Genomic DNA, 15172 nt, shown 5'->3' with positions numbered 1-15172 from the left:
TCCAGTCCATTTCCGCCCGTTAGCCATGAAAAAACCGCAAACCTTGTCGCTGCAAGAACAACTGTTGAAATCCGGCCTGTCCAACGACGCCAAACTAAAGCAGGTCAAAGCCGAAAAGCGCAAGCAAACCAAACTGGAACGCAATAACGGCGTCGAGATTGTCGACGAAGTGAAACTGAGCGCGGAACAATTGCGCCAGCAACAGGCCGAACGCGACCGGGAATTGAACCGGCAACGCAAGCTGGCGGAAGAACAGAAAGCGTTGGTGGCGCAGATCAAGCAAATCGTCGATTTGAACCGCATTGCCCAGGATGCCAACGGCGTGGCCTATAACTTTACCGACGTCAACAAAGTCAAAACCATGTATGTTTCCGAAAAAGTCCGCGACGCCTTGAGCAGCGGCCGGGCCGGCATTGCCAAAACGGAAAACCGTTACGAAATCGTCCCGGCCGAAGTGGCGCGAAAAATCCAGCAACGCGATGCGGCCAGCGTGGTGGTGTTGAATGACGCCAACCACGACATTGCCGTGGAAGACGACCCTTACGCGGCGTATCAGATTCCGGACGATTTGATGTGGTAGCCCGCTAGCCGAGAAGCGATCATCGCCCGCCTCCAGCGGTCGCTATAACTGAGCCGCTCTCAGTCGCTGCTTTCGCCCTGCATCGCCAATGCCGCCTGATATAGCGGCTTCTTGCGCTGGCCGGTGATCTCCACCGCCAGCGCCACAGCAGTTTTGATCGAACATTCCTGCAGCAACAACGCCAATATTCGCCGCTCTTCGTCGCTGATCAAATCGGATTTTTCCGCCGGCGGGCTGCCGGCAACCACAACGACAAACTCGCCTTTGCGCATGTTTTCGTCGGCTTGCACTCGCGCCAACACCTCGCTCAAGCTACCGTCGGCGATGGTTTCGTGCAGTTTGGTAATTTCGCGCGCCACGACAATGCGATGGTCTGCCGGAAATACGCTCAACATGTCCTCCAGCGCCGCCTGAATCCGGTGGCTGGACTCGTAAAAGGCCCAGGTCGATTCGTCGGCCAGCTTGTCTCGAAAAAATTCGCGTCGGGCCGAGCCGGTGCGCGGCAGAAAACCCTCGAAACTGAAGCGACTGGTCGGCAACCCGGCCACCGACAATGCGGCGATCAAAGCGCAGGCGCCGGGTATCGGCGTAACCTCGATGCCGTGCTGGCGGGCCAGTTTGACCAGCGGCAGCCCCGGATCGCTGATGATCGGCGTGCCGGCGTCGGAAACCAGCGCGACAGATTGGCCCTGCTGCATGCGCTCCACCAGCCCTTGCGAGGCTTTGTCCTCGTTGTGTTGGTGCAAGGAGGTCAGCGGCTTGTTGACACCGTAATGCGAAAGCAACATCTTGACGTGCCGGGTGTCTTCGGCGGCGATCAGATCCACTTGTTTTAATACTTCCAAGGCCCGGAAGCTGAAATCGGCCAGATTACCTATCGGCGTGGCAACCACGTATAATTTTCCGTACATTTGTTTTTCCAGGCCCTCTCATGTCCGCATCTAAACTGGGCGCCATTATGCCGCGTCGCTTGCCGAGCTGCTGTTTTTTCGGCCTGCTACTGCTCAGCGCCTGTGCCGGCGAACCGCCGGCCCGCAAACCGCAATTCGAAGTCAAGCCGCCGGCCAGCGCCAAACGGCCGAAACCGGCGGAAGCCTCCGCGGCCGCGCGCAGCTACCGCTTGCAAGACAGCCGCAGCGGAGTGCGATTGCTGGATGCCGATACCCGCCTGCAAGCCGGCGACAGTGCCGGCGCCCGCCAGGCCCTGGACGCAGTCAACCCGGCCGAACTCAATCCGGAACAAACCAGTAAATACAAACTGATCGACGGCCAGATTGCGCTGAGCATGGGCGATGCCGAAACCGCGGTGCGCAAATTGGAAGGGGTAAGGCCGGCGGTGCTGGCGGAAGCGGACCAGATCGCCTATTACCAGTCGATGGCTTTTGCCCAGTCCTTGCTCGGCGATGTGCTGGCCGGCGTGCGGATGCGGTTGAAGCTGGGCCGGCTGTTGACCGACCGCGACCGGCAAAAGCAGAACATCATCGCCATTCTCGACGCCCTCAGCGTATTGCCGAGCGAAACCCTGAGCACGACCGCCTCGGTCGCCGACGAATTGAGCGGCTGGATGGCGCTGGCCAAAATTCTGAAACAGCGCAATATGCCGGGCTTCGATAGCGCCGGCCAAATCCAGCAATGGAAGCAAACCTTTCCCGGCCATCCGGCCAATGCCGACTACCTGCAAGCCTATCTGAACGGCGCGCCGGCCGTCGCCGCAGAAGCCGCGCCCGAGCCGGACCAGCAAACGCCGCAACCGGCGGCGACTGCGGCCAGCGGCCCGCTGATCGCGGTGCTGCTGCCCAATTCCGGCCAGTATGCGGCGGCCGGCAAGGCGATCAGAAACGGCCTGGCCACCGCCTATCGCCTGGCGGCCAGTGCCGCGCCGCAACCGGCCTTGAAATATTACGACAGCGACAGCGGCGACATCGTCGCGCTCTACAAACAAGCCGTCGCCGACGGCGCCAAACAGGTGATCGGCCCGTTGGTGAAGGAGCAGATTCAGACCCTGGCCGACAGCGGCGACCTGAGCGTGCCGGTACTGGCCTTGAACCATGTCGAGAACCTGAGCAAAGCCAACCTCTACCAATTCGGCCTGAGCCCGATCGACGACGCCGAACAGTTGGTATTGAAAGCTCGCCGCGACGGTTTGCAGAACGCCGTGCTGTTGACCCCGGAAACGCCGCAAGGCCAACGTATCCGCCATTATCTGATGTCGGCCTGGCAAGCGGCCGGTGGCGCCGTGCTTGGGGTACAGAGTTACGACCCGAAATCGCGCGACTTCAGTGCCGTGGTCAAAGCCCTGCTGGCGCCGAGCGTGAATACCACCGGCGCGAAACAGACTTTGGCCGTATTCATCAGCGCCGGGCCGGAACAGGCGCGGGAGATTGCGCCGCAATTGCGCTATAGCCAAAGCAGCGAGCTTGCGGTTTACGCGATGCCCAACATCTACAGCGGCCGCCCCAATCCGGCCAAAGATACCGATTTGGGCAAAATCACGTTTTGCGATGTACCCTGGCTGTTCGGCGAGGTCTACGGCGGACCGCTCAGCCAACAAGCGTTGCAAAGCGCCTGGCAAGGCCTGAGCGACAGCCAGATCAAACTGGTGGCGCTGGGCGTCGATGCCTTCAACGTATTGGGTCAATTAGGCCAGCTGGGCACCGCATCTTATGCCGGCGCCACCGGCCGTTTAGCGTCGAACGGCGAAAACCGCATCACCCGCAAATTGGCCTGCGCCGAATTCAAGGCCGGAGTACCCGCTGCGGCCGCTTACCTCGAATAATGCTGTTCGGCAAACCCAAACCGGCCCATCTGCAAAAAGGCGCCGGCGCCGAACAAAGGGCGGCCGCCCACCTGCAACAACAAGGCCTGCAACTGGTCTGCAGCAATTTCCGCTGCAAGCACGGCGAGCTGGATCTGGTGATGCGCGACGGCGCCGTGCTGGTCATCGTCGAAGTCCGCTACCGTAAATCGGAGCAATTTGGCGGCGCGTTGGCCAGTATTACCGCGCAAAAGCAGGCGCGCATCGTCGCGGCCACGCAACACTATGTCATAATCAACAACCTGAGCCATTGCGCGATCCGTTTCGATGTCGTGGCAATCTCCGGCGATAACCGCCTCAATTGGATCAAAAACGCGTTTCAAACCTGAACTATGAGCTTACAAGACCGCATCATCGCCCATTTTTCCGACAGTATTCAAACCAAGCAAAATGCGATGGCCAGCTTGTGCGAACTGATCGAATTCGCCTCGCAGAAAATCGTCGAAGCCTTGGTCAACGACCGGAAAGTGCTGACCTGCGGTAACGGCGGCTCGGCCGGCGACGCCCAGCACTTTTCCTCGGAAATGCTGAACCGCTTCGAACGCGAACGGCCGGCGCTACCGGCGATCGCCTTGACCACCGACACTTCGACCATCACTTCCATCGCCAACGATTACCACTACGACGAAGTGTTCGCCAAACAATTGCGGGCGCTGGGTCAGGCCGGCGACATCCTGCTGGTCTACACCAGCAGCGGCAATTCCGGCAATATCGTCAAGGCCGTCAAAGTCGCCCATGATCGCGACATGACCGTCATCGCCTTGAGCGGGAAGGACGGCGGCGCTCTGGCCGGCGTGTTGAACGAGACCGATATCGAGATCCGGGTGCCGTCCGATTCGACGGCCAGGATTCAGGAAGTGCATTTACTGATCTCGCACTGCCTGTGCGATTTGATCGACCACCAATTATTCGGCGGCTAAGCCGCAGGACCCGACTGGCGAACACGTTATGGAATCACCCTGGGAAAATCTGCTGCTGGGTCTGTTGGCCCTGCTGATCCTGTTCTGGATGCGACCCGGCGTCAAAGCCGCGATAGAGCGCAGCGAAAACAGTCCGTCCGATTGGCCGGGGGTGATCGTGCCGCTACTTGCGGTGGCAATGTTCGTCCTGTTTTTAATATCGATGGTTTGACATGAAACACGAAGATTACGACGACGCAGAATTCGAAGACGAAGACGATTTCGAGGACGACGGCTACGACGACCGCACCCAATTTGCCTACGACGACGAAGTCGAGGAAGAGGACGAAGTCGAATATTACGCGGTCCGCCCCAACAAGACCCGCATCAAAAAAGAGATTGCGGCGATTTTCGCCATGGCGGAAGAAATCAGCGCGTTGGCACCGGCCCACATCGCCGAGTTCGAATTGCCGGAGAACATCGAGAAAGCGCTATGCGACGCCGGCAAGATGGGCCGCAATGCGGCGAAAAAGCGCCTGTTAAAGTACATCACCGGTCAGATGCGCGAATTGGATGTCGACGCGATCCGGGAAAAGCTGGCGCGCTTGAAAAACCGCAGCGCCCACGGTGTGCGCGAACACCATCAGGCCGAGCGCTGGCGCGACCAACTGTTGAGCGAAGCCGGCAACGCCGCGTTGACGCAGTTAGTGTCCGAATTTCCGGAGGCCGATACCCAGCATCTGCGCCAACTGCAACGCAACGCGCTGAAAGAAGCCAAGGACGCCAAACCGCCGAAGTCGGCGCGCCTGCTCTACAAATACCTGAAACAATTAATCAGCGACACCGGCCATTCCACCGCAGCCGACGCGGCAGAGCCGGAAGACGATTCGGACTGATCCAGCGATCTCTCAGTCGGTCAAGTTTCGCATCTGGCCGAGAATCCAGCTCTGCCGTTTCAGCACATAAGCGCTGGGTTGGTCGGCCTTGAGCAAGATCGGATTCGGCAGCGTGGCAGCAAGCAATGCCGCTTGCGCCGCCGACAACTGCCGGGCCGGAATACCGAAGTAATGCCGGCTGGCGGCCTCGATACCGAACAGGTGATCGCCGAATTCGGCGATGTTCAGATACACCTCCAAAATCCGCTGTTTGTCCCACAGCGCCTCTATCAGTACGGTAAACCAGATCTCCAAGCCCTTGCGCACGAAGTGTTTCGCTGGGCTCAGAAACAGGTTTTTCGCCACTTGCTGGCTAATCGTGCTGGCGCCGCGCAATTTGCCGCCCCGTAAATATTGCTGAAAGGCTTTGCCGATCGCATCGACGTCGAAGCCGTTATGCTGGTAGAACAACTGGTCCTCAGAGGCGATCACCGCATGAAAGGCATGCGCCGAAATCCGCTCGCGGCCGACCCAATTCTGATTGATCGGCCGGTAAGCCCTGCCTTCGGCCAGATCGTCGATATGCTGGTGCAGCATGAAGGCCGAAGTCGGCGCCGGCAAAACCCTTAGCGCCGCGACCAGCAACAGGGAACTGGCCAAAAAGCACCACACTGCGACACTTGCCAGACGTTTCAAGCGCCTGGGCCAACTGAGAGTCGGCTTGGACCGGCGAGGAGACGGAAAGCGATAGCGTGCCGGATGACGAAAGTGGTTCACAAGCGATGCCAGATAATCAACAGGCTGGTTATTATCCACGATTCAGTGGCATAGCGAATCCCGGTCGGCATAGCGCACAGCCGCTTTCCCTTCCGACAATCCGAAACAGCGCACCGGCACCAAAAAAGTGCAACAAATTCGATCGCCGTTGCGGCGATCCGCAGCCGCTAGGGTGCGACCAAGCAGACCGAGCGCAGAGAAGTGTGGCAAATCGCCTGAATTTTGGCGTTATTTACGGCATTTAACATAGATTAGATTGATTTACGCGCTTCCGATCCGCCGGCCACACAGAAAATCAAGCACAAACAAAATTGGCACGAATAGTGTTATATAAATTGCGGCATCAAGGATGTTAAGTTCTCTCCCCCGTGAACATGGAAAACAACGACGCCAGGGAATACCTGGATAGAAGCGTGGACGAAACACTTCTATCCAGGCAAGGATGGTCTCTTTTCTGATTCATTCGGCCCCAAGCCGAGCCAAATTTGGTTTTCACTCTGGTGCAAACCGCACCGAAAAACACCTCCGCGGTCCAATCCCATTGTCAGCCCGCTAAGCAGCGTCAGGCCTTGCGCCGGCGTGTTGCAGGCTTACAGCCGTGGCGCGGAAAAAAGTGCCGCCCCCGCCACTACGGAAACGGCAATGAGGAAGGCTGGGAACGACTTAGTATTCCAGCTTCAATGAGCCCATCGCCGAAATCGGCGCGCCGACGTTGGCCGTCGGTATCCATGAGGTCGAGCCGGTGAAATATTCCTTGTCCAGCAAGTTATAGACATTGACTTGTGCGGTCAGGCGGGTTTTACCGATCGGCTGCACATAAGCCGCCATCGCGTCCAGCCGGGTGTAACCGGGCAACTGAAAGCTATTGGCGGTGTCGCCCTCGCGTTTGCCGACCACTACCCCGCCCAGGCCGGCCTTGAAATGCTCGGTAAATTGGTAGCTTCCCCACAGGCTGGCTTGATGCTCTGGCACGTTCAACAGACGATTGCCTTCCGTGCCGTTGTTGTCTTTGGTAACCCGGCCGTCGGTATAGGCATAGGTCGTGACCAGACTGAAGTTATCGCTGAGTTGGCCTTTGATATCGACCTCGATGCCCTGGCTGCGCGCTTCGCCGATCGCCACCTGGTCCAATGGATCGGGCGTGCTGAGGTCGGCGGTCAGCATATTGGTTTTTTTCAGGTGGTAGTAAGCCACGGTGGACGACAAGCGTTTATCGAACAGCTCGGTCTTGAAGCCGATTTCGTACTGCTCGGCCGATTGCGGCTGAAAGCTACCGCCGGTCAAGCCATTGCGACCGTTGTTGCTGCCGAAAGATTCGACGTAATTGCCGTAGACCGACAACCAGTCCCACGGCTGGTAGAGGATGCCGACCCGCGGCGTGAATTTGTCCTCGTGGCGCATGCTGAAGCCGTCCTTGGTGGCTTCCCAGGACGTGCCGCCGAAGCCGCCGTAACCGGCCATGTCGTAGCGGCCGCCGCCCATGATGTGCAATTTATCCCAGAGCGTGATCTGATCCTGAAAATAGACGCCGTACCAATCGTCGCGCTCGCGCCAGAACCAGTTGGGCCGGATTGCGTTGACTGCGGCGACATCGATCGTGTCATAGCGCGGGTTGTCGATATCGAAGGTCGAATTGATCGGATCGCCCCAATCGCTGGACGCGAACATATTGTCCGGTGCGTCCTGATTGAAGAAAAACCAGTCGCCGCCGACCAACACATTGTGTTTCAGGCCGTAGGTCTCGAATTTGCCGGTCAAATCCAGACTGGTCGAATACGAGCGCCGCTCGGAGGTCCCGGTAATGACCCAGCGCCCCAAGGTGCGGCCGTCCGCATTCAGCTTGCCATTCGGTCCCGGCCCGCCGAAGACGATATCGGTTTCGTCCCACTGGAATTTATGCTTGATCGCCCAATCGTCGTTGAATTTGAAGCTCCAGTCGGCGTAAACCAGGGTATTGTCCTGGCGCGGCCGAAACGCCGGATCGCCGGTGAACAAATTGCGCCGGCCCACCACCGGCCTGTTGTCCAGCACCGGCACGCCGTAATCGTCCATATAGTTGTCGTGACGCTTTTCGATATCCAGGTTGGCCTCGAAGCGGTCGTTCGGCCGCCAAGTCAGCGAAGGGGCGATGAATATGCGTTCGTGATCGACGATGTCGCGAAACGACTCGCCACTATCGTAGGCGCCGTTAAAGCGGTAGAGCAGGGTTTTTGCACTATCCAGCGGCCCGGTGGCATCGACGGTGGTCCGGAATTCACTGAACGAGCCGAATTGCTGCTGCAGCGCGTAATACGGCGTGGCTAACGGCTTTTTGGTCACGTAATTAACCATGCCGCCGGGCTGCAAGCGGCCGTACAGCACCGCCGCCGGACCTTTCAGCACTTCGATTTGCTCCATGTTCGATACGTCGAATTTACCCATCGAGCGCCGAAAGCCGTTCCGGTAGTTTTGTTCGCCGGAGTCGAAACCGCGGACGATAAAGCTTTCGTACATATCGGCGGTACCGTAGGCGCGTTGCACGCCGCTGACGTTATTGATCACGGCATCCTCGAACCGGACCGCCTGCTGGTCGTTCAATATGGAACGAGGCACGACTTGAATCGACACCGGCGTATCCATGACAGCAATATTGGTCTTGGTCGCGGTGGACGCGTTCGGCACCGCATATAGCTGGTTGAACGGATTGTTCGGATCGTAAGCTCTGTTACCGACCACGTTGACCGCCGGCAATGCGGCCGGGTCCGGCCGGTAATTCAAAGCCTGTTTTTCGATCACCACGTTGCCGTTTTCGGCAATGCGGTAACTCAACCCACTATCTCGCAGCAAGAGCTGCAGCGCCGCTTCCGGTGTGTAACTGCCGCGTAGCGGCCGGCTGCTCAGGCCTGCGGCGATCGAGGCATCATAAACCAGTTGCAGGCCGGCGCTTTCGGCCAGCCGGTTCAAGGCCGTTGCCAAGGCGCCTGCCGGTATGTCGAACGGCCGGGCGGCACTGTCGGCGTGGGCCAGCGAAGCCGCAAGGCCAACCCCCAGCGCCCAAGCCGCAACCTGGTTTTTCAATCCGCGGCCGGCGCATCTCTTCGTGGTTCTAACGATCATGCATTTCCCTCTAAGGTTGTTATCGGATGACTGATACTGCTTTTGACGCACTAGCAGCCGAAAACAGGAGGTGAGGAAACGCAAAAACCGCAATCCGCCGCAGAAAACGCCGCCGGTTACCGGTGTAGCAAAATCAAATAGTCGCCGAGGCGGGAGGAACGAATGTGTAGAGAAGATTCCAGTGCGGCCAGTACTGCCAGCGGCTGGTCGGTACGAAATACGCCGCTGACCCGGCGTTCGGCGAGCGCCGCATCGCCGATCAGCAACAAACCGCGGTGGTAGCGGTTCAACTCGGCGACGACATCGCCGAGCGGCCGGTTTTCGAATACCAGCTTGCCGCGGCGCCAGGCCGTGGCGGCCAGCTGGTCGACGGCGATCGCCGGGCCTATCCCGTCTTCCCGGCTAAACATCGCCTGCTCGCCCTCCGCCAGCACGCCGTGCTGGCGGCCCGAGCCGCGTTGCACGTCGAGGGCGACACTGTGCTCGGTGACGCCAACCTCGACATTGTCGCCGTCGACACGCACATTGAATGCGGTGCCCAACGCGGTGATCAGGCCGTCGCCGGCCTGCACTTGAAACGCTCTGGCCGGGTCGGGACTGACTTCGAACAGCGCTTCGCCGCGCAGCAGCGTCAATCGGCGCTGGCCGGCGCCGAATTGAACCAGCAGCGCGCTGTTGCCGTTCAAATGCACGGTGGAACCGTCGCTGAGGGCAATATCGCGCACTTCGCCGAAACCGGTATGAAAGTCGGCGCGCAAACCCAGGGACAAAGGGCTCAACCACCACAGTGCCAAACTCGCCGCCAACGCCAACGGTAACCAGGCTCGCTGCCGGATTTTCGCCGAAACCGGTTTTGGCGGCTGGAGAGGCAAATCGGCCGCCACCGGAACCAAGCCCGGCTCGACTTCCGCCAGATCGCTCCACAACTGCTGCAACCGGCGATAGGCTTCCGCGTGGGCGGCGTCGGCGGCCAGCCAGCGCTCGAATTCGGCCAACAGCGAGGGATCGTCACTACCGCCGTCCAATTTGACCCACCAGGCGCGAGCCTCGGCCTTGACCGATGCCGGGATTTTCATCGCGCAGTCTCGCGCCGGGATTGCAGGAGGCGGTCGCGCACTAGCGGTTGGGGAGCGGATATGTTCATCGGCGGCATCATGGTGGAAGCGTTGCCATTATAGGACGCGCGATGGCGCAAAAACAGGAAGGCCGCTAGTCGTCGCAGTCCTGCAATGCCGCCAATGCGTTGCGCAGATGTTTTTCGACCATATTGCGCGAGATCCCCAAACGCTCGGCGATCTCGGCATGGCTCAGGCCGTCGTATTTACGCATGACGAACACCGTGCGGCATTTCGGCGGCAGCCGTTCTACCGCAGAAATCAGCCGGTGCAAACGTTCGCGGGCGGCGTTGATTTGTTCCGGATCGGCCGTACTGTCGACGCCGGAATCGGCCTCTGCGCCGTCTTCGTAATGCGCATACTGCTCGCGCACCTGGCGGCGGCGTTCGTAATCGGTCGCCAGATTGGCGGCGATTCGGTGCAGCAAGGCGCGCGGATTCTCCGCCTGGCGCCACAAGTCGCCGGCCAGCATGCGCTGATAGGTTTCCTGGACGATGTCGCCCGCCGTGTCCAAACAGCCGCAACGCCTGAACATGACTCGGCGCAATTCGTCGTCGTAGGTTTTGATCAGATCGGAAATATCAAGAATAGTGCTCATGGTCCCGGCCAAGCGAAGCGATGGCCGGAAGCAACCAAAACTCGTGCCAGATCGGTATCAACACCTGTCCGAACAAGGCCTTAGTAATCTTGGGAAAATTTCTCGGCCGATTCGGCCCGAAAAAATAAGCGATATGCCGCAGCGGAATGAATTGCTTAACATAGTTTAATAAAGTCGGCCGGAGCGCGCTCGCTTCAAGCCCGCCCGGCTTCAGCCGATTTCCCCGCGCACTGCGCGGGCCGGGAACTCAAGGCTCTGCGGGCGTCGCCGGTGCCGGCTCGACTGCGCTGGCCTTGGCGCCAAGCACATTGCGGTCTATCTCCAAGGTAACGGTGTTGTTTTGGTGCAAGACCAACGGCGCCAACGCCCGCCATTGCGCGTCATCCAGTTTGCGGAAAGCCGCGAAGAAGCCGAGCTTGCGCGTGTCTGCGGCGGGCTCGATCGGCAGCGTTTTCTGTTCGCCGGGCTTGATCAGCAATTCCTGCTTGCGCAGCAAGTCGCCGCCCAAAGCCAGCTGCTCCTTATCGAACAAGGTAAAGAAATCCGCCGCGGCGAAACCGCTCTGTTCGCGCAGTTCGTAAATCCGCAGCAATACCGGCGAGGCTTTGCCGGCCGCATCGGGATTCAATTGCTTGCCGGCATTGATTTGCAAGGTCAACTGTGTCGGCGGGACCGGTGGCGGCAGCTCCGGCGTCTCGGCGCAAGATGCCAGCATAAGGCTGCATAAAATCGGTAGGAGTCTGGATAGCGGCATAAAAATACTCTCTAGGGAAAATCGCGATATCGGCATTCTGCCATAGACTCGGTAGATTGCGTGCACCGCCAGCGCGGCAGTAAACGCCTAGCCGGTCAGCGTGCGTTCCGGCTCGGTGCGCCCGACGCCACTTTGCAAACTACGCAGAAACTCGTTGGCAGGCAGCGGCCGACTGTAGAGATAGCCTTGAAACAAGGCGCAGTGCTGTTGCTTCAGAAAATCCACCTGTTGCTGGTTTTCGACGCCCTCGGCAATGGTCTCCATCCCCAAACCATCGGCCAGGGCCAAAATCGCCCGGACGATAGCCTCGCTGCTGTCGTCGGTATCGAGCTGGCGGACGAAGGACTGGTCGATTTTCAACACGTCCAGCGGCAATTGCTTCAGATAAGACAAAGACGAAAAGCCAGTACCGAAATCGTCCATCGACAGAGTCAAGCCCAGGTCTTTCAATTGCTGCATTCTCGCGACGCAGCTTGCCACATCGCCGATCACGACCGACTCGGTCAATTCCAACTCCAGCCAACACGGATCGATGCCGGTCGAGTGCAAAACCGCCGCCACCTTTTCCACCAGGTCGGACCGTTTGAAATCGATAGCGGAAAGGTTGACGGAAACCCGCAATGGCTCGAAGCCTTGCTGATGGCAGAATTTGACCCACAGGCAGGCCTGTTCCAGCACCCAATCGCTGATTTCGACAATCAAGCCGGTCTGCTCCGCCAATGGAATGAATTTGGCCGGCGAGACCATGCCCAATTCGGCATGCTGCCAACGAATCAAGGCTTCGGCGCCGACGATGCGGCCGTTCCAGTCGACCTTGGGCTGGTAGTAAACCAGTAATTCCTGGCGGGAAACGGCCTCGCGCAACTCGTGTTCGAGTTTGATATTTTCCAACGCGGCGGCATTGAGTTCCGGCGAGTAAAACCGGAACACGCCGCGGCCCTCGCTTTTGGCGTGGTACATTGCGGCGTCGGCATTTTTCAGCAAGTCTTCGACATTGTCGGCGTCGCCGGGGAACATGGCGATGCCGAGACTGGTGCCGATCTTGACCGGCAATCCGGCGACGACCAGGGTACGCTGTATCGCAGCCAGTATTTTCTCGGCGATGGTCGTGACGAAGCCGGCCGGGTTGCCGTGCTGATGCAAATCGGACAGCACGATCACAAATTCGTCGCCGCCCATCCTGACGACCAAATCGGTTTTGCGCACGCATTGCAAAAAAATCCGCGCCGCCTGCGCCAACAGCTCGTCGCCGGCCGTGTGGCCGAGCGAATCGTTGATATTCTTGAACCGGTCCAGATCAAGGAAAAACACCGCAACCTGCGAATCGTCGCGCCGGGCTCTATCTAACTCCTGTTGCAGTCGGTCGTGCAACACCAGTCGATTGGGCAAATCGGTCAAAGGATCGTAATGCGCCTGCCGGTAAAGCTTTTCTTCCCAGGCCGCATTCGACAACGCCACGGCGATGCGGTCGGCAAAATCGGCCGCGGCTTGTCTGGCCTCGGCCGAAATAGTGTTCGGCGCCTTGTATCCCAAGCAAAGCAAGGCCGCCAGAGCGCCGTTGATCGCCACCGGCACGATCAGATATTGCCAAGCCCCCTCGCCGCGCAAACGTTGCAGATAGGCCGACGGCGCCGGCCGGTTCGGTTCGAGCGCCAGGAGCTGGATGCCGGCTTCGAGCAATCCGGTAAAATCCTGCTGCTCCAGAAACAAAGGCTCTTGCGGCAGCTCGACCGCTTGACCGCCGCTACGGACGCGGATATTGCCGAGCGCCAAGTGTACCGGGTCGATATCGGCTATCGCGATCATCTCGCAGCCGAGAATGCCGGGCAGGCGGTTCAATACGATTTCGATAATGTCCCCGGCGTTCAAGGCCGACAGAATGGTGCGGTCGATTTCGGCCATGGCCTCGAGCAGATCGAATTGCCCGCGCAAGCGTTGGGTCATGGCATTGAACGAATCGGCCAGGGTTTCGAACTCGTCCCGGCTATCGATCAGGACCCTGGTGTCGAAATTGCCCGCGGCAATGTCCTGTGTGGCGGCTTTCAGGCTGGCCAGCGGCGTCAGGTACTTGCCGATCATACGCATACTTAAATAAATGACCACCAGCAACGCCAGCGCCGTCACCGGCGGGTAAATCTCTCTGAATTGGCGCATGCCGGCGAAGGCCACCGCAGCCGGCTGGCTTTGGACGATGACCAGATCGGAACCGGCAAACAAATTGCCGACCGGCAACTTCCAGGAGGCGGTCAAATAGGTTTCGTTACCGATTTGCCAATCGAATTGGTCGCTGTTGAGCTGTGCCAGCCGGTCTCTGGCGTCGGCCGGCAGCCCGTACTCCGGCTCCGATGCGAACAATAGCTGGCGGCTGGCGGCATCCATGATCCATAACAGATTGTTCGGATCGATGTTTTCCGCTTCCCACAATTGTTCCGGCTTTAATTCCACCATCAAGATCCCAGCTTCCGGGCGGTTCTCGACCAGATTGACGGCCATCCACAAGCTGTAGCTGCCGCTCCGGTTCGCGGCCGCTCTGATGAAAGTCTTGCCGGCCCCGACCGACTTCAGCTCTTGCTCGCCGAGTTCCGGAACCTCGCCGGCGTCGGCAGCGGGGGAAAGCGTTGCCCCGTTCGGGCCTAGCAACACCGCTTCGGCAAACTGGCCTTGTAACCATTGTCGATGTTCCTCGCCGATTGCCGCGCCGCCGCCATTATCGCCGGCTTGCTCCAGCCGCATGGCGGCCATGCGTAGCGACTTGTCCAAAAAGATCAAGCGGCCGATCAGGCCGTAAGCGTAATCCTTACAACTGCGCTGCAAGGCTTTGCCGGTTTGGCCGCGCAGCTGGGTTTCGACCTGGCGGTAGGATAGTCCGCCCAACAGCAGGATTGGTATCAGCGCCGCCAGGACGAACGACAGTAAAATCCGCCGCGCCACCTTGCTATTGAAAATCGGCAGCGTCCAGTTCATCGCCGCTAACTCAAAAATCGGCCGCCAAACCGACAAATGCGCCGTCGCGGGCAATAATGATGTCGTCCAGACTGTCTTTCTGGCTGATTTGTTTTTTGGTCACACCGTCTTTGCCCATGCTGTACAAATCGTAGTTGGTATTGATCGGATTCAAGGCGTGGTCTTTGCGGACATCGCCTTTCACGCCCGGATCGCCGTTGGCGATATTCAGATAAACATAGGCGTTGCCCCAGGGATCGATGCCGCCGCTGGGCAAGGCGGCGCCTAAAGCTGCCAGCGAGTCCGGATAGCGGAATTCGCGGGTGTAATAGCGCTCAATCTCGGTCTGGATGGCCATGATCTCGCTGATCGCCAACGAATTTCGGGTCCGGTCGATATAGCCGTTATAAGCCGGAACGGCAATCGCCGTCAGGATGCCGACGATCGCGGTGGCAATCAGTGCCTCTATCAAGGTAAAGCCGGATCGTTGGAGTTTGCGGTTGAACATAGGTACGAATATTTCTCGGGAAGTAACAGTAGTGTTAAAAGAAAGCCGGTTAAGGCAGCCAAACGGCTTCAGAGTACCGTAAAAAAACGCTGGCTCTAAACCGACAATCGAAAATACCCGTATCCCTCACAAAACGGACACGGTCAGCCGACCGGAAGTATAGCGAGGCATCGGCGTTTGTGGGATTGGCCCCAGGGTTTAGCTCGCCGGCA

The 15172-nt window shown here is 59.0% G+C and carries 14 protein-coding genes; 6 read left to right on the top strand and 8 right to left on the bottom strand.

Going from position 1 to position 15172, the window contains the following annotated elements; translation table 11 throughout:
• Window positions 1-25: 25 nt before the first annotated feature.
• A complete protein-coding gene (locus PL263_RS16120; RefSeq protein WP_278210323.1) occupies window positions 26-580 on the top strand; it encodes a DUF2058 domain-containing protein in 555 nt (184 codons plus the stop codon).
• Between the two features lie 59 nt (window positions 581-639).
• Here the strand turns inward: PL263_RS16120 and rsmI are convergent, their stop codons facing one another.
• Window positions 640-1491 (bottom strand): 16S rRNA (cytidine(1402)-2'-O)-methyltransferase, encoded by an 852-nt coding sequence (gene rsmI, locus PL263_RS16115; RefSeq protein WP_278210322.1) that lies wholly within the window; start codon window positions 1489-1491, stop codon window positions 640-642.
• 20 nt (window positions 1492-1511) lie between these two features.
• Here rsmI and PL263_RS16110 point away from each other — a divergent pair, with 20 nt between their 5' ends.
• From PL263_RS16110 to yjgA, 5 genes are read left to right on the top strand one after another with little or no spacing between them, the layout of a single operon-like run.
• The gene (locus PL263_RS16110; protein ID WP_278210321.1) at window positions 1512-3356 is read left to right on the top strand and encodes a penicillin-binding protein activator; all 1845 of its coding nucleotides are present in this window, start codon (window positions 1512-1514) and stop codon (window positions 3354-3356) included.
• Complete coding sequence (locus PL263_RS16105) at window positions 3356-3724, top strand: YraN family protein (protein ID WP_278210320.1); 369 nt, start codon at window positions 3356-3358, stop codon at window positions 3722-3724. Before PL263_RS16110 ends, PL263_RS16105 begins: the two co-directional genes overlap by 1 nt.
• Before the next feature lie 3 nt (window positions 3725-3727).
• Entirely contained in the window at window positions 3728-4315 is a 588-nt protein-coding gene (locus PL263_RS16100; RefSeq protein WP_054763367.1) for a phosphoheptose isomerase, read from the top strand.
• Window positions 4316-4343: 28 nt separating this feature from the next.
• Window positions 4344-4526 carry a hypothetical protein gene (locus PL263_RS16095; protein ID WP_278210319.1) on the top strand — a complete coding sequence of 61 codons (183 nt, stop codon included), beginning with the start codon at window positions 4344-4346 and terminating at the stop codon, window positions 4524-4526.
• A gap of 1 nt (window position 4527) precedes the next feature.
• On the top strand, window positions 4528-5190 hold the full coding sequence (gene yjgA, locus PL263_RS16090) for a ribosome biogenesis factor YjgA (protein ID WP_278210318.1): 663 nt from the start codon (window positions 4528-4530) through the stop codon (window positions 5188-5190).
• 12 nt (window positions 5191-5202) lie between these two features.
• Here yjgA and mtgA read toward each other — a convergent pair whose 3' ends face one another.
• The 7 genes from mtgA to PL263_RS16055 all read right to left on the bottom strand — a co-directional run bounded on the left by mtgA (window position 5203) and on the right by PL263_RS16055 (window position 14960).
• Window positions 5203-5865, bottom strand: coding sequence for a monofunctional biosynthetic peptidoglycan transglycosylase (gene mtgA / locus PL263_RS16085; protein WP_278210317.1), 663 nt, complete (start codon window positions 5863-5865; stop codon window positions 5203-5205).
• A gap of 744 nt (window positions 5866-6609) precedes the next feature.
• Window positions 6610-9042, bottom strand: coding sequence for a TonB-dependent receptor (locus PL263_RS16080; RefSeq protein WP_278210316.1), 2433 nt, complete (start codon window positions 9040-9042; stop codon window positions 6610-6612).
• A 116-nt stretch (window positions 9043-9158) separates the two neighbouring features.
• Entirely contained in the window at window positions 9159-10118 is a 960-nt protein-coding gene (locus PL263_RS16075) for a FecR family protein (protein ID WP_278210315.1), read from the bottom strand.
• A 133-nt stretch (window positions 10119-10251) separates the two neighbouring features.
• Complete coding sequence (locus PL263_RS16070; RefSeq protein ID WP_140913478.1) at window positions 10252-10755, bottom strand: RNA polymerase sigma factor; 504 nt, start codon at window positions 10753-10755, stop codon at window positions 10252-10254.
• 247 nt (window positions 10756-11002) lie between these two features.
• Entirely contained in the window at window positions 11003-11470 is a 468-nt protein-coding gene (gene tssJ, locus PL263_RS16065; RefSeq protein WP_278210314.1) for a type VI secretion system lipoprotein TssJ, read from the bottom strand.
• 126 nt (window positions 11471-11596) lie between these two features.
• Window positions 11597-14473, bottom strand: coding sequence for an EAL domain-containing protein (locus PL263_RS16060; RefSeq protein ID WP_278210313.1), 2877 nt, complete (start codon window positions 14471-14473; stop codon window positions 11597-11599).
• A gap of 10 nt (window positions 14474-14483) precedes the next feature.
• Window positions 14484-14960, bottom strand: coding sequence for a prepilin-type N-terminal cleavage/methylation domain-containing protein (locus PL263_RS16055; RefSeq protein ID WP_278210311.1), 477 nt, complete (start codon window positions 14958-14960; stop codon window positions 14484-14486).
• Between the last annotated feature and the right edge of the window lie 212 nt (window positions 14961-15172).

Source organism: Methylomonas sp. EFPC3 (assembly GCF_029643245.1).
GTDB classification, from domain to species: domain Bacteria; phylum Pseudomonadota; class Gammaproteobacteria; order Methylococcales; family Methylomonadaceae; genus Methylomonas; species Methylomonas koyamae_B.
This window is presented reverse-complemented; position numbering and strand designations above follow the sequence as displayed.